This window comes from Janthinobacterium sp. GW823-FHT03B06 (genome assembly GCF_058796955.1).
Genome location: NZ_JBXAJE010000006.1, coordinates 80969 through 99621, shown reverse-complemented (window position 1 = coordinate 99621; position 18653 = coordinate 80969). Strand labels below are relative to the sequence as shown.

The 18653-nt window shown below is 63.9% G+C and carries 18 protein-coding genes; 11 read left to right on the top strand and 7 right to left on the bottom strand.

All coding sequences use genetic code 11. The features are described from left to right. Positions 1-22: 22 nt before the first annotated feature. The 5 genes from AC1RBA_RS19780 (at position 23) to AC1RBA_RS19760 (ending at position 5403) form a co-directional block, all read left to right on the top strand. Positions 23-1090 carry an aminoglycoside phosphotransferase family protein gene (locus AC1RBA_RS19780; protein ID WP_492419640.1) on the top strand — a complete coding sequence of 356 codons (1068 nt, stop codon included), beginning with the start codon at positions 23-25 and terminating at the stop codon, positions 1088-1090. Positions 1091-1152: 62 nt separating this feature from the next. Further along, positions 1153-1872 carry an N-acetylmuramate alpha-1-phosphate uridylyltransferase MurU gene (gene murU / locus AC1RBA_RS19775; RefSeq protein ID WP_492419639.1) on the top strand — a complete coding sequence of 240 codons (720 nt, stop codon included), beginning with the start codon at positions 1153-1155 and terminating at the stop codon, positions 1870-1872. Further along, the gene (locus tag AC1RBA_RS19770) at positions 1872-3194 is read left to right on the top strand and encodes an aminopeptidase P N-terminal domain-containing protein (RefSeq protein ID WP_492419754.1); all 1323 of its coding nucleotides are present in this window, start codon (positions 1872-1874) and stop codon (positions 3192-3194) included. Before murU ends, AC1RBA_RS19770 begins: the two co-directional genes overlap by 1 nt. 9 nt (positions 3195-3203) lie before the next feature. Further along, entirely contained in the window at positions 3204-4346 is a 1143-nt protein-coding gene (locus AC1RBA_RS19765) for a UbiH/UbiF/VisC/COQ6 family ubiquinone biosynthesis hydroxylase (protein ID WP_492419638.1), read from the top strand. Positions 4347-4461: 115 nt separating this feature from the next. Next, positions 4462-5403: a GGDEF domain-containing protein gene (locus AC1RBA_RS19760; protein ID WP_071650188.1), complete on the top strand. Its 942-nt coding sequence runs from the start codon at positions 4462-4464 to the stop codon at positions 5401-5403. 131 nt (positions 5404-5534) lie between these two features. Here AC1RBA_RS19760 and AC1RBA_RS19755 read toward each other — a convergent pair whose 3' ends face one another. Genes AC1RBA_RS19755 through AC1RBA_RS19745 form a run of 3 tightly spaced genes read right to left on the bottom strand, consistent with a single transcriptional unit; the run spans position 5535 to position 8449 of the window. Further along, positions 5535-6989: an NAD(P)(+) transhydrogenase (Re/Si-specific) subunit beta gene (locus AC1RBA_RS19755; RefSeq protein ID WP_492419753.1), complete on the bottom strand. Its 1455-nt coding sequence runs from the start codon at positions 6987-6989 to the stop codon at positions 5535-5537. A gap of 8 nt (positions 6990-6997) precedes the next feature. Beyond that, positions 6998-7312: an NAD(P) transhydrogenase subunit alpha part 2 gene (locus tag AC1RBA_RS19750; RefSeq protein WP_034745644.1), complete on the bottom strand. Its 315-nt coding sequence runs from the start codon at positions 7310-7312 to the stop codon at positions 6998-7000. 24 nt (positions 7313-7336) lie between these two features. Then, a complete protein-coding gene (locus AC1RBA_RS19745) occupies positions 7337-8449 on the bottom strand; it encodes a Re/Si-specific NAD(P)(+) transhydrogenase subunit alpha (RefSeq protein WP_492419637.1) in 1113 nt (370 codons plus the stop codon). Positions 8450-8860: 411 nt separating this feature from the next. Between AC1RBA_RS19745 and AC1RBA_RS19740 the strand changes: the two genes are divergently transcribed. Then, entirely contained in the window at positions 8861-9340 is a 480-nt protein-coding gene (locus tag AC1RBA_RS19740) for an NUDIX hydrolase (RefSeq protein ID WP_010401817.1), read from the top strand. A 42-nt stretch (positions 9341-9382) separates the two neighbouring features. Next, the gene (gene mnmA, locus AC1RBA_RS19735) at positions 9383-10504 is read left to right on the top strand and encodes a tRNA 2-thiouridine(34) synthase MnmA (RefSeq protein ID WP_492419636.1); all 1122 of its coding nucleotides are present in this window, start codon (positions 9383-9385) and stop codon (positions 10502-10504) included. Here the strand turns inward: mnmA and AC1RBA_RS19730 are convergent. From AC1RBA_RS19730 to AC1RBA_RS19720, 3 genes are all read right to left on the bottom strand, one after another. Beyond that, positions 10501-10911, bottom strand: a complete 411-nt coding sequence (locus AC1RBA_RS19730) for a response regulator (RefSeq protein ID WP_070220767.1) — start codon at positions 10909-10911, stop codon at positions 10501-10503. The two genes, mnmA and AC1RBA_RS19730, sit on opposite strands and share 4 nt — an antisense overlap. A gap of 146 nt (positions 10912-11057) precedes the next feature. Further along, the gene (locus AC1RBA_RS19725) at positions 11058-11831 is read right to left on the bottom strand and encodes a 5'-3' exonuclease (protein ID WP_070220600.1); all 774 of its coding nucleotides are present in this window, start codon (positions 11829-11831) and stop codon (positions 11058-11060) included. Between the two features lie 71 nt (positions 11832-11902). Continuing rightward, on the bottom strand, positions 11903-12574 hold the full coding sequence (locus AC1RBA_RS19720) for a glutathione S-transferase (protein ID WP_492419635.1): 672 nt from the start codon (positions 12572-12574) through the stop codon (positions 11903-11905). Between the two features lie 166 nt (positions 12575-12740). On the opposite strand from AC1RBA_RS19720, the gene AC1RBA_RS19715 reads away from it, so the two are divergent. From AC1RBA_RS19715 to nagZ, 4 genes are all read left to right on the top strand, one after another. Continuing rightward, positions 12741-13793, top strand: a complete 1053-nt coding sequence (locus AC1RBA_RS19715; RefSeq protein WP_070311500.1) for a YjgN family protein — start codon at positions 12741-12743, stop codon at positions 13791-13793. 1 nt (position 13794) lies between these two features. Further along, a complete protein-coding gene (locus tag AC1RBA_RS19710) occupies positions 13795-14808 on the top strand; it encodes a M48 family metallopeptidase (RefSeq protein WP_492419634.1) in 1014 nt (337 codons plus the stop codon). Between the two features lie 104 nt (positions 14809-14912). Continuing rightward, positions 14913-16523, top strand: coding sequence for an FMN-binding glutamate synthase family protein (locus tag AC1RBA_RS19705; RefSeq protein ID WP_492419633.1), 1611 nt, complete (start codon positions 14913-14915; stop codon positions 16521-16523). A 181-nt stretch (positions 16524-16704) separates the two neighbouring features. Next, complete coding sequence (gene nagZ, locus AC1RBA_RS19700; RefSeq protein ID WP_492419632.1) at positions 16705-18246, top strand: beta-N-acetylhexosaminidase; 1542 nt, start codon at positions 16705-16707, stop codon at positions 18244-18246. A gap of 119 nt (positions 18247-18365) precedes the next feature. Here nagZ and AC1RBA_RS19695 read toward each other — a convergent pair whose 3' ends face one another. Next, entirely contained in the window at positions 18366-18647 is a 282-nt protein-coding gene (locus AC1RBA_RS19695; RefSeq protein ID WP_070220612.1) for a hypothetical protein, read from the bottom strand. Positions 18648-18653 lie beyond the last annotated feature (6 nt).

The window sequence follows — 18653 nt, the reverse complement described above, 5'->3', positions numbered from 1 at the left end:
ACCCGATTCCACAGGCCGCTTAATGTTATTCTCCCCCAATTCCTCCACCGCGCCGGTCTCCGCCGACGCTCGCCTGACCCTGTTGAAAGCCTGGTTGACCTCGCTTAACCTCGTCGCGCCCGAATCCGCCCGTCCCGCTTCCAGCGATGCCAGCTTCCGCCGCTACTACCGTCTCGATGTGCTGCCAAGCAACACAACATTGCCAGGAAAGACACTGATCGCCATGGATGCGCCGCCTGAGCGCGAAAACGTGCCCGCCTTTGTCAAGGTGGCCGGCTTGCTGAAAGGCGCCGGCGTGTCCGTGCCCGAAATCATCGCGCAAGACCTGGAACAGGGCTTCCTGCTGCTGTCCGACCTGGGCACGACCACGTATCTGGACGCCCTGAACCACGACAACGCCAGCGTGCTGTACGCCGAAGCGCTGGAATCCTTGATGAAAATCCAGCTGGCCAGCGCCCCCGACGTGCTGCCCGAATTCGACCGCGCCTTCATCCTGCGCGAAATGAATCTGTTCCCGGAATGGTTTATCGGCAAGCACCTGGGCGCCACCTTGACGGATGTGCAACAAACCCAGCTGGACAAGGTCTTCGAAGCCATCACGGCGAATATCTTGTCGCAGCAGCAAGTATTCATGCACCGCGACTACCATTCGCGCAATTTGATGCACATCAACGATGGTTCGATCCCCAATCCCGGCATCCTCGACTTCCAGGACGCCGTCTTCGGTCCCGTCACCTACGACATCGCCTCGCTGCTGCGCGACGCGTATATCCAGTGGGACGAGGAACTGGTGCTCGACTGGGTGATCCGCTACTGGCAGCGCGCCAAGCAGCTGGGCTTGCCGGTGAATCCCGACATCGATGCCTTCTACCGCGATTTCGAATTCACGGCCCTGCAGCGCCACCTGAAAATCCTCGGCCTGTTCGCGCGCCTGAACTACCGCGACGGCAAGGATCTGTACATGGGCGACCTGCCGACCGTGCTCGACTACGTGCGCAAGACGGCCAACCGCTACACGGAACTCAAGCCGCTGGTGCGTTTGCTCGATGCACTGGAGAACAAAACGCCCCAGGTCGGCTACACATTCTAGGCACTTTCCTGCTGCGCGGCCTGTCCGCGCAGCCGACTTACCGATACTGAAAACGAATACCCATGAAAGCCATGATCTTTGCCGCAGGCCGCGGTGAACGGATGCGTCCGCTAACCGATACCTGTCCCAAACCGCTGCTGAAAGTGCGCGGCCGTCCGCTGATCGTCTGGCATGTGCTGAATCTGGTGCGCGCCGGCATCACGGACATCGTCATCAACCATTCCCACCTGGGCCATTTGATCGAGGAAACCCTGGGCGACGGCAGCGCGTATGGCGCGCGCATCGCGTACTCGCCCGAGACCACGCCGCTGGAAACGGCGGGCGGCATCGCCCAGGCGCGCCACTTGCTGGGCGAGGAACCATTTCTCGCCATTTCCGGCGACATCTATTGCCCGTATTTCGACTTCAAGCAAGTGCTCGACGTGCTGGCCGACAAGGATGTGCTGGGCACGCCGTATCCGGCCGACCAGCGCGACATCGCCTGGACCTATCTGGTGCCCAATCCCGACTTCCATCCCAAGGGCGACTTCGGCCTGACCTTGTTCGCGATCAACAATACGGACGAAACCAAGTGGACCTTCGCCAATATCGGCGTGTACCGTCCTGAAATGTTCGACGGCATCGAGCCCGGCAGCCACGCCAGACTGGGCGATTTGCTGCGCCAGTACGCGGACCAGGGCCGCGTGGGCGGCGAAGTCTATACCGGAGAGTGGACGAATGTGGGTACGCCGGCGCAGCTCGACGTACTCAACGGTGTGGCAGCGAAGGCGCCAGCGGCATGATGGCCAATTACGCGGCACGGCGCGCGGCGCTGCTGGCGCAGATGCTGCCGGGCAGCGTGGCCATCCTCGCCACGGCGCCCGAAGTGCCGCGCAACAGCGATTGCGATTATCCGTACCGCCACGACAGCTATTTCTATTACCTGAGCGGCTTTACGGAACCCGACAGCGCCGTGGCCCTCGTGGCCGCCAGCGCCACAGCCCCGGCGCGCGCCATCCTGTTTTGCCGCGCCAAGAATACGGAGCGCGAAATCTGGGACGGTTTCCGCCACGGGCCCGAGGCGGCGCGCGCCACTTTCGGCTTTGACAGCGCCTTCCCCATCGAGGAACTCGACGTCGAAATGACGCGCCTGCTGGCCGACGTCCCCGCCATCTACTATGCGCTGGGCGGCAGCCTTGATGCGCAGGTGAAGCTCTGGCGGCACAACGTGCGGCAAAAGGCCCGCAGCGGCGTCACGGCGCCCGCCATCGCGCATGACATCAATGGCATGCTCGACGCCATGCGCCTGCTGAAAGACACGCAGGAACAGCAGCTGATGCGCCGCGCCGCCGCCATTTCCAGCGCCGCGCACGTACGCGCCATGCGCGCCACGCGGCCCGGCATGCACGAATATGCGCTGGAAGCGGAGATGCTGTACGAATTCCGGCGCAGCGGCGCGCAGTTTCCCGCCTATTCCTCCATCGTCGCGGGCGGCGGCAACGCCTGCATCCTGCACTACAGCGCCAATAACGCGGTATTAAAAGACGGCGAGCTGGTCTTGATCGACGCCGGCTGCGAACTCGATGGCTATGCCTCGGACATCACGCGCACCTGGCCCGTCAACGGCCGTTTCAGCGGCCCGCAGCGGGCGCTGTACGAACTGGTGCTGGCGGCCCAGCAGGCGGCGCTGGACATGGTGCGCCCCGGCTTGCCGCACAGCGCCATCCACGAAGCGGCCGTGCAGGTGCTGGCGCAAGGCATGCTCGACCTGGGTTTGCTGGACCGGCAAAAAAGCGGCGGCGTGCAGGACGTCATCGCCAACAAGGCCTATATGCCCTTCTACATGCACGGCACCAGCCACTGGCTGGGCATGGACGTGCACGACGTGGGCGCCTACCGCGACACGGATGCGCCCGGCAAGCCGTGGCGCGCGCTCGAAGCGGGCATGGTGCTGACGGTCGAACCGGGCATCTACGTGCGTCCGGGTACGGGCGTGCCGGAGCAGTTCTGGCATACCGGCATCCGCATCGAAGACGATGTGCTGGTCACGCCGCAAGGCCATGAAGTCTTCAGCTCGGCGCCCAGGAGCGTCGCTGAAATCGAACAACTGATGTCACAGGATTAACCCCGCCGCATGCATACACCGTCCACTTTCGATCTCGCCATCTGCGGCGCCGGCCCCGTCGGCATGGCGCTGGCCGCCCTGCTGGTACAGCGCGGCAGCCGCGCCGCCGGCATCGCCCTGCTCGACGCCAAATCCATCGAGCAGGCCCGGCGCGACCCGCGCACCATCGCCCTGTCGCACGGCAGCCGCCAGATACTCGAGGAAGCGGGCGCCTGGCCCGTCGAGGCGACGCCTATCCACCAGATCCACGTGTCGCGCCGCGGCCAGTTCGGGCGCAGCCTGATGGACCGCAGCGAGCATGGCGTCGAGGCGCTCGGCTACGTGGCCCGTTACGGCGCCGTCGTCAGCGCGCTGGCCGACGTGTGCGAGCGCTTGGGCGTGGCCAGCCTGCGCCCCGCCCAGGTCACGGGCAGCGCGGAGGATGCCGATGGCGTGTCCGTGCAGATCGACCAGGCGGGCGCCGCATCGACCTTGCGCGCCGGCCTGCTGGTGCAGGCCGAGGGCGGCCTGTTCGGCCAGCAGCCGGAACGCGCCGTCAGCCGCAATTATGGCCAAAGCGCCATCATCGCCCATGTGCGTACAAGCGCCCCCATCGCCCACCGCGCGTATGAACGCTTCACCGACGAAGGTCCGCTGGCGCTGCTGCCGCAGGACGACGGCTACGCGCTGGTGTGGTGCGTGCCGCCCACGCGCGCCGAACAATTGCTGGCCCTGGACGACGCTGCCTTCCTGGCGCGCCTGGGCGCCGCCTTCGGCAGCCGCCTGGGACGCTTTAGCCACACGACGGCGCGCCTGGCCTATCCGCTGGGCCTGAACGCGCAGGCGAACGGCACGGCGCGCACGGTCGCCATCGGCAATGCGGCGCAAACCCTGCATCCGGTGGCGGGACAGGGCTTGAACCTGGGCCTGCGCGACGCCGCCGTGCTGGCCCGCGTGCTGGCGCAGGACAGCAGCCCGGCCGGGCTGGAACGCTACGCCAGCCTGCGCCAGGCCGACCGGGGCCTGACCGTGCGCGTCACCGACACCATGGCGCGCATCTTCACGGGCAGCGCCCCCACGCAAGGCTTGCTGGGCCTGTCGCTGGGCTTGCTGGACGTTTTCAGCCCCGCGCGCAAAAGCCTGGCCACCCTGATGATGTACGGCCGCCGCTGAACCTTAACAATAAGTAAAGGGCACGGGCGAAAAAGAAACAGGGAACATCTCCGGCATGGAGTAAACGGCCTGCGGATGCGACAATGGCTGTCACCTGGTTTTTGGCGACCGTTCCATGACAGATGCATTGCCCGCAGCACCGCCTGCCGCTCTTCCCGAAGTGCTCTTTTCCCGCCTGCTGGAAGACGCCCTCGACGCCGTCATCATCATCGATGAACATTGCCGCATCCGCTATATCAATGGCGCCATGCAGGCGCTGTCGGGCTATGCCAGCGGGGAATTGCTGGGCCAGACCCTGAACGGCCTGCTGCCCGACGCCGTCGGCGCGCAGCACGACAACCACGTGATCAATTACATCCGCAGCTCGCGCACCTCCAGCGTGCTGGGCAAGATACGCGAATTCGCCATCCGCCACCGCGATGCGCAAATGATTCCCATCGAAATGAAGGCGCTGGACCTGGGCGTGGTGGACGGCATCCGCTATTTCGGCGCCTTCTTGCTCGACGTGCGCGAACGGCGCGAACTGGCGGCAAAGAACGCCAGCCTGCTGGCGCAGCTGGAACAGCAGGCGCTGCACGATGCGCTGACGTCGCTGCCCAACCGGCGCGCCTATGAAGCGCAAGCCGAGCAGGCGATGGCGCGCGCGGCACGCAGCGGCGCCGCCCTGACCGTGGGCGTGGCCGACCTCGACCATTTCAAGAAGATCAACGACCGCTACGGCCATGCCGTGGGCGACGCCGTGCTGCGCACGGTGGCGCAGGCGCTGCGCGACACGGGACGCATCACCGACGTGGCGGCGCGCCTCGGCGGCGAGGAGTTCGGCCTGCTGTTCCCCGACGCCAGCCTGCGGCAGGCGCACAAGGTGGCCGAACGCATCCGCGCCGCCGTGGCCGCCGCCATCACGCCTTTGCCCGATGGCGGCGAACTGCAGGTGACCATCAGCATCGGCGTGGCCTCCCTGACGGCCGGCGCCAGCCTGGACGCGGCCATGTCGGATGCCGACAAGGCCCTGTACGCGGCCAAGCACCAGGGACGCAATAAAGTCGTCGCAGCCTGAAGACAAGCGTAGGTCGGATTAGGCGGGGCCGCCGAGGCCGAAGGCCGTAATCCGACAACATTGTTGGCCCCAATACGTCGGATTACGCGGGGCTTTGCCCCGCTAATCCGACCTACGGCAAAAAATACCGCTTATTCGACTGCCTTGAGCATATCCTCGATCACCTTCTTGGCGTCGCCAAACACCATCATCGTGTTCGGCTGGTAGAACAGGTCGTTGTCCAGGCCCGCATAGCCGGACGCCATCGAGCGCTTGTTGACGATGATGCTCTTGGCCCTATAGGCTTCGAGGATCGGCATGCCGGCAATCGGCGATTTGGGGTCCTTCGCCGCCGGGTTGACGACGTCGTTCGCACCCAGCACCAGCACCACGTCCGTCTGGCCGAATTCGCCGTTGATGTCTTCCATCTCGAAGACCTGGTCGTACGGCACTTCCGCCTCGGCCAGCAGCACGTTCATATGGCCCGGCATGCGCCCCGCCACGGGGTGGATCGCGTACTTGACGGTGACGCCCTTGTGCGTGAGCTTTTCCACCAGTTCTTTCAGCGAGTGCTGCGCGCGCGCCACGGCCAGGCCGTAGCCGGGCACGATGATGACGGTTTCAGCATTGCTCATGATGAAGGCGGCGTCGTCGGCCGAACCCGATTTGACCGGGCGCTGTTCCTGCGCGCCGGCTGCGCCTGCGGCCGGCGCATCGCCGCCGAAACCGCCCAGGATGACGTTGAAGAACGAGCGGTTCATGGCCTTGCACATGATGTACGACAGGATCGCGCCGGACGAACCGACCAAAGAGCCGGCGATGATCAGCATCGAGTTATTCAGCGAAAAACCGATACCGGCCGCGGCCCAGCCCGAGTAACTGTTGAGCATCGACACCACCACCGGCATGTCGGCGCCGCCGATGGGGATGATGATCAGCACGCCCAGCGCGAAGGCGATGAGGGTCATGATGACGAACGGCGTCCAGGCCGGCGCCACCCCGTCGGCGAAGCAGAACGCCAGGCCCAGGCCCACCATCACCAGCGCCAGCACCAGATTGAGCATGTGCTGGCCCTTGAAACTGACGGGCGCGCCCTGGAACAGGCGGAACTTGTATTTGCCCGACAGCTTGCCGAAGGCGATCACCGAACCGGAGAACGTGATGGCGCCGACAAAGGTGCCGATGAACAGTTCGAAGCGGTTACCGATGGGCAGCGCCTCGCCGTGTTTCGCGATATTGAAGGCCCACGGTTCCGACACGGCCGCCACGGCGATGCAGACGGCCGCCAGGCCGATCAGCGAGTGCATGGCCGCCACCAGTTCCGGCATCTTCGTCATTTCCACGGTCTTCGCCAGGTAGGCGCCGATGGCGCCGCCCGTGACGATGCCGATGATGACGAGGGTCAGGCCCATGCCGCCCGTCTGCTGTTCCTTCAGTTTCAGGATCAGCGCCACGGTGGTGACGGCGGCAATGGCCATGCCGCTCATGCCGAAGGCATTGCCGCGGCGCGCCGTCGATGGCGACGACAGGCCTTTCAGGGCCTGGATGAAGCACACCGAGGCGATCAGGTACATCATCGTCACCAGGTTCATGGTGACGAAGCTCATGGCGTGACTCATTCTTTTGCTCCTTGCTTGGCCTTCGGTTCTTTTTTACGGAACATCTCGAGCATGCGCTGCGTGACGAGGAAGCCGCCGAACACATTGACGGCGGCCAGCGCCACGGCCAGGGTACCGGCCACTTGCGCCAGCGGACCATCGGTCAGGCCGGCCGCCAGCATGGCGCCGACGATGATGATGGCGGAAATGGCATTGGTGACGGCCATCAGCGGCGTATGCAGCGCCGGCGTGACGGTCCAGACGACGTGGTAGCCGACATAAATGGCCAGCACGAAGATGATCAGGTTGGTGATGGTGTGACTGATTTCCATGATGTTGTTCTCTCCGGCGCCGCGTTATTTTCTGAGGATGTCATTGCCCGCGCAAACCAGGCTGGCCTTGATGATTTCATCCTCGCGGTCGATCAGCAATTGATCGTCCTTGTCGATGATGAGCTTTAAGAAGTCCAGCACGTTGCGCGCATACAGGGCCGAGGCGTCGGCCGCCACCAAGGTCGCCAGATTCGGCTCGCCCACGATGTAGACGCCGTGCTTGACGACCGTCTTGCCCAGTTCCGACAGCGGACAGTTGCCGCCCTGCTCGACGGCCAGGTCGACGATGACGGAGCCCGGTTTCATGGCCTTCACCGTCTCCTCGGAAATGAGCACGGGCGCGGCGCGGCCGGGGATCAGCGCGGTAGTGATGATGATATCGGCCAGTTTCGCCCGTTCGTGCACGAGTTCCGCCTGGCGGCGCATCCAGTCGGCCGGCATGGCGCGCGCATAGCCGCCCGAACCCTTGGCAATCTCTTTTTCTTCATCCGTAAGGAAAGGCACGTCGAGGAACTTGGCGCCCAGCGATTCAACTTGTTCCTTGACGGGCGGGCGCACGTCGGACGCCTCGATGACGGCACCGAGGCGCTTGGCCGTGGCGATCGCCTGCAAGCCGGCCACGCCCACGCCCATGATCAGCACGCGGGCCGCCTTGACGGTGCCGGCCGCCGTCATCAGCATGGGCATGAAGCGCTGGTAGGTATTCGCCGCCACCAGCACGGCCTTGTAGCCGGCGATGTTCGCCTGCGACGACAGCACGTCCATCGACTGCGCGCGCGTGATGCGCGGCACGGCTTCCAGGGCGAAGGCGGACAGGCCGGCCGTCGCCATGGCGGCGATATTGTCGGCGTCAAACGGGTTCAACATGCCGATCAGCACCGTGCCGCTGGCCATCAGGGCCCGTTCGCCGGCGTCCGGTGCGCGCACCTTGAGCACGATGGCGCAGCCATAGGCTTCCTGGGCGGTACCGATCTGCGCGCCGGCGGCAGCATACGCCTCGTCGGGAATCGAGGCTTGCAGGCCCGCCCCCGACTGCACGACGACTTGATGCTTGGCTGCCAGCTTCTTGACTGTCTCGGGCGTGGCTGCCACCCGGGTTTCACCAGGCCGTGTTTCGGCCGGTATGCCTATCCTCATGATGCCTCCGCTAATTGATAAACTGACTAGAATCTAACACGGAAAGCAGCGCGTTAAACGTTTGTGAAGCAGCAACTTTTAGTCGTACGACACTAATTTCATCCGCATCCATGATTTGTTTCACCATGCGGCGCGGCGCCCATATTGTGGGAAAGGTGTGTCAATCTCACCACAGTCGAGCAAGCGTGCGCGCTTGTTTTGACCACAGGGAAAGCCTATATTAGCGGGCGCTTCCTGCCATCTTGCCAACTAAGCCCCCATGCTAGTGCGCTCCCCGGGAAAGACGTAAGTACCTCCCACCGCTATTTGCTAAAACGTTGTCATTTATCAATATGTCCGCGCAACAAAAGGCCGGCTTCAAACCGCGCGCGCAGAACAAGATAAAATGTCGGCTCTTTCAAGGATGGAATCATGCCGAGAATCTGGAAACCCTCTGTCACCGTGGCCGCCATCGTCGAGCGCGATGGCCTGTTTTTACTGATTGAAGAAGAGACCAGCGAAGGCATCAAGCTCAACCAGCCAGCCGGCCACCTCGACCCGTTCGAGTCGCTGGAACAGGCGGTGATCCGCGAAACGCTGGAAGAAGCGGCCTACGATTTCATTCCCACGGCACTGGTCGGCATGTACATGTCGCGCTACCAGTCACTGCGCACGGGCGAGGACGTGACCTATCTGCGCTTCACCTTTTGCGGCACGGCCGGCGCCGAACACGATCGCCCGCTGGACGAAGGCATCATCCGCACCCTGTGGATGACGCGCGACGAACTGGCGGCGTGCCAGGAGCGCCACCGCAGTCCGCTGGTGCTGCAGTGCGTGGACGAATACCTGGCTGGCCGGCGCGCGCCGCTGGCCCTGCTGCACACGCATGCGTCCGTTTTCAATAGCGCATAGCAATACGCATTGCCATATTATTAAAGTACACTGGAAAGCAAGATGAGCAAGAAGAAAGTCGTGATCGGCATGTCGGGCGGGGTCGATTCCTCGGTCGCGGCATGGATGCTGAAGGAACAAGGCTATGAAGTCATCGGCCTGTTCATGAAAAACTGGGAAGATGACGACGATTCGGAATACTGCTCCACGCGCCAGGACTGGATCGACGCGGCCAGCGTGGCCGACGTCATCGGCGTCGATATCGAAGCCGTCAATTTCGCTTCCGAATACAAGGACCGCGTGTTCGCCGATTTCTTGCGCGAATACCAGGCCGGCCGCACGCCGAACCCGGACGTGCTGTGCAACGCCGAAATCAAGTTCAAGGCCTTCCTTGACCACGCCATGACCCTGGGCGCCGACCTGATCGCCACCGGCCACTATGCGCGCGTGCGCCAGGCGCCGACCGATGCGGGCCGTTATGAACTGCTCAAGGCCGTCGACGCCAGCAAGGATCAAAGCTATTTCCTGCACCGTTTGAACCAGGCGCAGCTGTCCAAGACCTTGTTTCCGCTCGGTGAAATCCCGAAGACGCAAGTGCGCCAGATCGCCGAAAAATTGGCCCTGCCGAACGCGCAGAAGAAGGATTCCACGGGTATCTGCTTCATTGGCGAACGCCCGTTCCGCGAATTCTTGAACCGCTACCTGTCGTACAAGCCGGGCCCGATGAAGACGGCCGACGGCAAGACCGTGGGCGAACACGTGGGACTGAGTTTCTATACCCTGGGCCAGCGCAAGGGCATCGGCATCGGCGGCGTGAAGTCGTACCAGAACGCGGACGGCAGCAGCGACGCCTGGTATGTGGCGCGCAAGGATATCGTCAACAACACCCTGTGGGTGGTGCAGGGCCACGACCACCCGTGGCTGCTGTCGCCATCGTTGACGGCCGATCAGGCCAGCTGGGTCGCCGGCACGGCGCCGCAGGCAGGCGCCCTGTCCGCCAAGACGCGCTACCGCCAGGCCGACGTGGCCTGCCAGCTGCTGCCGGAGGGGAATGAACACTTCGGCCTGGCCTTCGACCAGGCGCAATGGGCCGTCACGCCGGGCCAATCGGCCGTGCTGTACGACGGCGATGTGTGCCTCGGTGGCGGCATCATCGCCAGCGCGACGGGCCTGGCCGGCGTTTAGGAGTTGTTGCCTTGCGCAGCGGCGGCCAAGGCCTGCTGCTTGCGCACCATCGCAATGACGGTATTGCGCACGGTTTTCAGGACCGTGTCGGCCATGAACGGTTTCACGATGAAGCCCGACACGCCCATCGCGTGGGCCGCCTGCAGCGAGGCGGCGTCGATGCCGCCCGAGACCATGAAAATGAGCGTCTTCGGATACTGGGCGCGGATGGTTTGCACAATATTCGTCCCATCTTCCACCTGCTCGCGCGCGATGCAGACGAAATGCGGGTGGTGCTTGACCAGCAGCGCCAAGCCCAGCGCGCTCGTATGCGTCTGCCCGCAGACATCGTAGCCGCCATCGGTCAGGACCGTGTTCAGCAGGCCGCGCGCCACGGCGCTGCTATCGATCAGGACTGTCTTTAACATCATGATTACTTCCCTTGCTTGATTTTGTATTGCGAGTTCCACTCAGAGAGCGCCCATCAAAATGCTCAGGGCTAGGCGCGTTGCCGAAGGCAGTACGAATGTACGACGAGGCAAGGCAACAACGCCATGAGCTTTTTTTGGGCGCTCTACTTTTCCCACGCCAGCTTGTTCCAGGTCACGCCTAAGGTCACGTCGGTCTTGAGTTCGACCAACTTTCTTGAAAGATACAGTATTTCCCGCTCTTTTCGCAGGCTTTCACCGAGCGCGCCGGGCAAAATGCCCGCGCCGGCCATCACGGCGTCGATATTGCCGTAAGCGCGCAACAGTTTCGCGCCCGTCTTCAGGCCGATCTTCGACACGCCGGGAATGCTGTCGGTGACGTCGCCCATCAGCGCCAGCAGGTCGGGCAGCAGTTCCGGCGGCACGCCGAACTTTTTCTCGACCCAGGCGTGGTCGTGCCAGACGCCCTTGAAATGGTCCCACACGAGCGCGCCGTGGGCGATCAGACCGTGCAAATCCTTGTCGGTGGTGGCGATGACGGCCGCGCCGCGCCCCTCGTGCAGCCAGCGCATGACGGCCGTGCCGATCACGTCGTCGGCCTCGACCTCGGGGATGCTGACCACGTGCATGCCGAAGCTGGCCAGGGTGGCGTAAAAGCCGGGCAAGGCGTCGCGCAGCACTTGCGGCATGGGCTGGCGCCCTTCACGATAGCCGGCATACAGGGCGTGGCGCCAGGTCGGGCCGCCAAAGTCGAAGGCCGGCAGGATGTGCGTCGGCTCATGGTCGTTGATGAGGGTGCGAAACGACGACAGCGCATGGCGCAGCGCGATCTCCGCCTTCAGGTCGGAATCGGGTTCAGGACTGGCTTCGTAGACGCGGCGTACGATATTCAAGCCGTCGATAGCGAGGAGTCTGGCCATGCGGTAAGTGGATACTGGTTGAATCGATCATTTTACCGTATGGTTCCCCGCACATCGGGCTTGAATAGCCCTCATTTGGCGAAATCGTAGGGCCCGCCCCGTTCCAGGGCGCGCTGGTAGGCCGGGCGCGCATGGATGCGCTGCAGGAACGCCGTCAGCTTCGGCAGGCGCTCGTCGAGCCCGCCGCGCATGGCCGCCGCTTCCAGCGGAAAGCTCATCTGGATGTCGGCCGCCGTGAATTCATTGCCGGCAAACCATTTGCTTTTCTCGAGTTCCGCTTCCATGTAGGCCAGCTGGCTGTTGATATTGGGCGTGATGAAGCTGCTCTTGACCTTGCTGGCGATGCCGCGCGCGATCGGTTTGACGAAAAACGGCATCGGCGACGATTCGACCTTGTCGAACACCAGCTTCATCAGCAGCGGCGGCATGGCCGAACCTTCCGCGAAATGCAGCCAGTAGGTCCAGCGCAGCTTCTCGGGCGTGCCCGCCGCCGGTATCAATCGGCCATTGCCGTAGCGCTCGACCAGGTAATCGATGATGGCGCCCGATTCGGCGATGGTATTGGCGCCGTCCGTGAGCACGGGCGACTTGCCCAGCGGATGCACGGCCTTCAGCGAAGCGGGCGCCAGCATGGTTTTCGGGTCGCGCTGGTAGCGTTTGACCTCGTAGTCGAGGCCCAGCTCCTCGAGCAGCCAGAGCACGCGCTGCGAGCGCGAATTGTTCAGATGGTGGACGACGATCATGGCGATTTCCGTTGGCAATGGTTGAGTCCCAGTATAGCCGGGACGGGAAAATCGCGGCGACAGGGGCCGCACACCAAAAATAATTGCGAAAAACACTATTTTCAATTGATAACTTTTCAATCTTCCCTTATCTTGTTTTGTTTCCAATAAGTAAGGAAACTCCCCCGTGGATTTCGATACCAACAACACCACGCCCAAGCGTGAAGCCATTACCTTCAGCGCCACCGGCAGCGAATACTTCCGTATCTGGATCGTCAACCTGCTGCTGAGCATTGTCACCCTGGGCATTTATTCCGCCTGGGCCAAGGTGCGCCGCAACCGCTATTTCTATTCCAGCACCCACCTCGCTGGCAGCAGCTTCGAATACCACGGCAATGCCGTCGCCATCCTGAAGGGCCGCATTGCGGCCGTGGTATTGATCGGCGGCTACAACATCGCCTTCCAGATCTCGCCCATCGTCGGCCTGATCATGCTCGTGCTGATGATGGCCGTGCTGCCATGGCTGGTCTGGAAAAGCCTGCAGTTCAAGCTCTACAACACCAGCTACCGCGGCATCCGCTTCGGCTTCGACGGCAGCGCCAGCGAAGCCTACAAATACTTCCTGTGGCTGCCCATCCTGAACACCTTCACGGCTGGCCTGATGACGCCATTCCTGCACCAGCGCCTGAAGCGCTTCCAGCACACGCAGAGCCGCTTCGGCAGCAGCAATTTCAGCTTTGACGCCTCGGTTGGCAGCTTCTACAAGACCTATCTGCTGTTCTTCGCCCTGCTGCTAGCCGGTTTCCTGGTCCTGATCTTTGTCGTCTTCGCCAGCGTCTTCGCCACCTTTGCCACCGATGCCAACGATGTCACCAAGGCCGGCAGCATCTTCGGCGCCGTGGCCGCCCTGTATGCGTGGGCCTTTATCGTGCTGCCGCTGTTCCTGACCATGATCCAGAACCTGATCTGGAACCATACGCGCCTGCAGCAGCACCAGTTCCAGTCGCAGCTGACCTGGGGCCGCACCACGTTCGTCATGCTGACCAACCTGCTCGGTATCGTCGTCACCCTGGGCCTGTTTTCGCCATTCGCCCAGGTGCGCTGGCTGAAGTACCGCCTGGAAGCGACATCGATGCTGGTGCACGGCAGCCTGGACGCCTTTGTCGCCGCCACCGGCGAGCAAGTCTCTGCCACGGGCGAAGGCATGGTCGATCTGCTGGACTTCGACCTGTCGCTGTAGCATGACGCTCGATCACCACGCGCCGGGCGCGGTCCCCGTGCCCGCGCGCTATTTCGACGGCCAGACCTCGCGCCTGTACCACGTCACGCTCAGCGTGCGCGATGGCATGGCCGTGCTGGCCGGCGATATCGAGCGCAGCTGCCCGCTGGGCGAGCTGCACGTGTCCGAACGCAGCAGCCACGCCGTGCGCAAGGTCAGCTTTCCCGACGGCGCCTACCTGGAGATCGCCGACCAGGCGGCCTTCAACGACGTGCTGCATGAGACGGGCCACCGCGACGGCTGGGTCGTGCGGCTGCAGCAAAGCTGGCGCGGCGCCCTGCTGGCCACGGTCGCCACCGTACTGGCCCTGTGGCTCAGCTATCAGTACCTGCTGCCTGTGGTGGCGAAGGGCGTCGCGTATGCGATTCCCCAGTCCGTCGAGCGCCAGCTGGGCCAGGGCGTGCTCGATTTCCTCGACGGCCACGTGTTTGAGGCAAGCAAGCTCGATGGCAAGCGCCAGCAAGCCTTGCGCGCCCGGTTCGCGCGCCTGGCCACGCCCGGCGACAGCACGCCCGAACACCGCATTGTTTTCCGCAAGAGCAAGATCGGTCCGAACGCGTTCGCCCTGCCGTCGGGCGACATCGTGCTGACCGATGAAATGGTGGAACTGATGCCGGACGACGACGCCATCATGGGCGTGCTGGCGCATGAACTGGGCCATTTGCAGCAGCGCCACCTGACGCGCCGCCTGATCCAGACCTCGGCCGTGGGCGCCGGCGCGGCGCTGCTGTTTGGCGACGTGTCGACCGTGGTGGCGACCTTGCCGCCGCTGCTGCTGGACTTGAAGTATTCGCGCGATGTCGAGCGCGAGGCGGACGACTACGCGATTGCCATGCTGCGCCAGAACGGTATTCCCCTGGAACACCTGGCGCAGGTATTTGTCGCCCTGGGCAAGCTGGACCATGGCACGCCCTACCTGTCGAGCCATCCGGCTAGCGCCGAACGCATCGAGCGCATCCGCGCCGCACAACGCTAAGTACCGTGCGCGGCGTCCTATGGGCGCCGCGTTCTTTCCCACCAGCACGTTCCGTGAATCGAAGGTAGACTCAGCAATATCAGTCTGACTTTCCCGGAGTGCCCATGCACCTAGTACCATTTCGCTACCTGACCTTCATTGCGACGGCAGCCATCTTTGTCCTGTCCCTGTTTTACTATGACCATTACTGGCTGCCCGTGCTGGCCGGTGCGCTGACCCTGGTCGGCATCAGCGACCTGCTGCAAACGAAGCGCGCCCTGCGCCGCAACTACCCCATCCTCGCGCACTTCCGCTTCTTTTTTGAGAGCATCCGCCCCGAAATCCGCCAGTATTTCCTGGAAAGCGACAGCGAGGCGACGCCGTTTTCGCGCAGCCAGCGCAGCATCGTCTACCAGCGCGCCAAGGAGCAGACGGACAAGCGCCCGTTCGGCACCCAGCTCGACGTGTATGAAGCAGGCTACGAATGGATCAACCACTCCATCGCCCCCGCCAAGGTCACGGGCCACGATTTCCGCATCGAGATCGGCAACCATCCGGACTGCCCGTGCGCCAAGCCGTATTCGGCCAGCGTCTTCAATATTTCGGCGATGAGCTTTGGCGCCCTGTCGGCCAACGCCATCCTGGCCCTGAACGGCGGCGCGCGCAGCGGCGGCTTCATGCACGACACGGGCGAAGGCAGCATCAGCCCCTACCACCGCGAAAACGGCGGCGACCTGGTGTGGGAAATCGGCTCAGGCTACTTCGGCTGCCGCAACCAGGACGGCACGTTTTCGGAAGAGCGCTTCATCGCCAACGCCAGCTCGGAGCAGGTCAAGATGATCGAGCTGAAAATGTCGCAGGGCGCCAAGCCGGGCCACGGCGGCGTGCTGCCCGGTCCGAAAGTGACCATCGAGATCGCCACCACGCGCGGCGTGATGGTGGGCGAGGATTGCGTCTCGCCGGCGGCGCACAGCGCCTTTTCCACGCCACTGGAAATGCTGCACTTTATCGACCGCCTGCGCACGCTCTCGGGCGGCAAGCCGACGGGCTTCAAGCTGGCCATCGGCCATCCGTGGGAATTCTTCGCCATCGTGAAAGCCATGCTGGAAACGGGCATCACGCCCGACTTCATCGTCGTCGACGGCAGCGAAGGGGGCACGGGCGCGGCGCCCCTGGAATTCACGGACCACGTGGGCACGCCGCTGCAGGAAGCGCTGGTACTCGTGCATAACACCCTCGTGGGCGCCAACCTGCGCGCGAAGATCAAGATCGGCTGCTCGGGCAAGATCATCACGGCCTTCGACATCGCCCGCTTGCTGGCGCTGGGCGCCGACTGGTGCAATTCGGCGCGCGGCTTCATGTTCGCGCTGGGCTGCATCCAGTCGCAAAGCTGCCACACGGACCGCTGCCCTACGGGCGTGGCCACGCAAGACCCGCAGCGCCAGCGCGCGCTGGTGGTGCCCGACAAGATCGCCCGCGTGGCGCACTTCCACCAGAACACCATGAAGGCGCTGGCCGAACTGATCGCCGCCGCCGGCCTGTCGCATCCGCAGGAACTGCGTCCGCACCACCTGGTGCGGCGCATCTCGCCGAACCAGGTGAAACTGGCGTCGGCCCTGCTGCCCTTCCTGGAAGCGGGCCAGTTACTCGACCCGAGCCAGCTGCCGCAGCTGCCGCCCGTGTTCGGCCTGTACTGGCCCAAGGCGCAATCGGCCTCGTTCCAGCGCCTCGATTGATACGGTGTTTGCGCAAGTGGAGCAATACCACTTAATAACCACTTGCGCAAAAACCCAAATCCAATACAATACCAAAACAAGTACAAAACCAAGGCAGCTTTTCCGGTGACCGCCACGATGCGCCACCACGGTGCCAGAATACGTATGCCGTCGTCACAATCAATACCGGAGGAGTTGCAGCATGGAGCAGGGTTTGCGCGAGAAAATAGGACAGTTGTTCATGGTGGGCTTCGACGCCCTGCAGGCGGACGAGCATATCAAGACCTTGATACGCGAAAAGAAGGTAGGCGGCGTGATCCTGTTCCGCCGCAACGTGCACACGCCCGCGCAAGTGTCGGCCCTGTGCCGCGAACTGCAGGAGATCAACGCGGAAGTGTCCGACATCCCGCTCTTGATCTCCATCGATCAGGAAGGCGGCATGGTGATGCGCATCGAGCAGGGCGTCACGCCGATTCCCGCGGCGATGGCCTTCCAGGCGGCCGGCTCCATCGAAGACTGCGAACGCATGAACCAGATCAGCGGCGATGAAATGCGCCAGGTGGGCATCAATATGCTGCTTGCGCCCGTGCTGGACGTGAACAACAACCGCAACAACCCCGTCATCGGCGTGCGCGCGTATGGCGAGGATACCGCCACCGTCATCGACTACGGCATGGCCGCCATGCGCGGCCAGCGCGCCAGCGGCGTGGCCGTCACCGCCAAGCACTTCCCCGGCCACGGCGACACGGCCATCGACACGCATTACGCCATGGCGCTGGTCCCGCACGACAAGGAACGCCTGCGCGCCGTGGAACTGGCGCCGTTCCGCGCGGCCATTGCCGGCGGCGTGGACGCCATCATGACGGCGCACGTGGTCTTCCCCGCCTTCGAGGCCGACACCAGCGTGCCCGCCACCCTGTCGAAGGGCGTGCTGACGGACCTGCTGCGCGGTGAAATGCAATACAAGGGCGTGGTCATCACCGATTGCCTGGAAATGGCGGCCATCGCCGACGGCATCGGCATCCCCCAGGGCGCCATCGCCACCTTGCAGGCGGGCGCCGACATCGTCCTCATCTCGCACCGCGAAGCGCAGCAGACGGCGGCCATCGAGGCCGTCATCGCCGCCGTGGAGCGCGGCGACATTGCGATCTCCCGCATCGAGGCGGCTTGCGCGCGCGTGGCGGAACTCAAGCGCAACCGCGCCGTGCGCGACTGGCGCGAACGTCCTGTCGCCCCGCCGGCGCTGATGCAGCCGGCCGCCATGGCCCTGTCGCAGCTGCTGCAAAAGGCGGCGCTGCGCGTGCAGGGCGACTACCGCCCGCTCGACGCCAGCCTGCCCGTGACCCTGCTGACGGTGGAAGTGCGCTCGCGCAGCGAGATCGACGAAGTGGCGCTGGGCCGCAACAAGGAAGCGCGCAGCTCGATGCTGCCGGCGCTGCTCGAAGCTGGCCTGGACGTGCGCGAATATGCCTTGTCGGCCGAAGCGCTGGACGACGAGGTCAACGAAGCCATCGCCTTTGCGCAAGGCGCGCGGCAGATCGTGCTGCAAACGTATAACGCCATGTTCGTCGACGGCCAGCGCCGCCTGGTCGAAGCCCTGCCGCACGATAAACTGTGGCTGGTGGCAGGCCGCCTGCCCTACGACCTGGACCTGGCGCCCGACGCGCAAGGCCGCCTGGCCGCCTTCGGCTGCCGCCCGGCCGCGCTGGTGCCCGTCGTCGACAAGCTGGCCGGCAAGGCGTAGGCGCAGTACCGGCGTAAAAAAACCCGCAGCAGCGGTTTTTTTTACGTTCAGGGCCGCGACATAGTCGGAATAGTCGGCACGGGTGGCCAGGCAAAGGGCCCGAGGAACAAGCCGATGCATCAATCCTGGCGCTGCACCTGCATCAGGATCACGCGCTTGCTGCTGCCGTCGGCCGGCGGCGTGGCGGACGGTGGCGGCGGACTGTCGCAGGAGCCGCAGGAACCGCAGCCGCTGCCGCAGCCCGGCGCCACCTTGAAGAAGGTCGACATCTTCGCCTCATCGAGGCCGCAGCGCACCAGGCCGCGCACGATGGCGCGGCGCACGCCCGCCGGCAGGTACTTGGTCGAAAAATGCAGCAGCGCGGCTGCGACGATCAGGGCGACGATGAGGGTTTGCCACATGGTTTC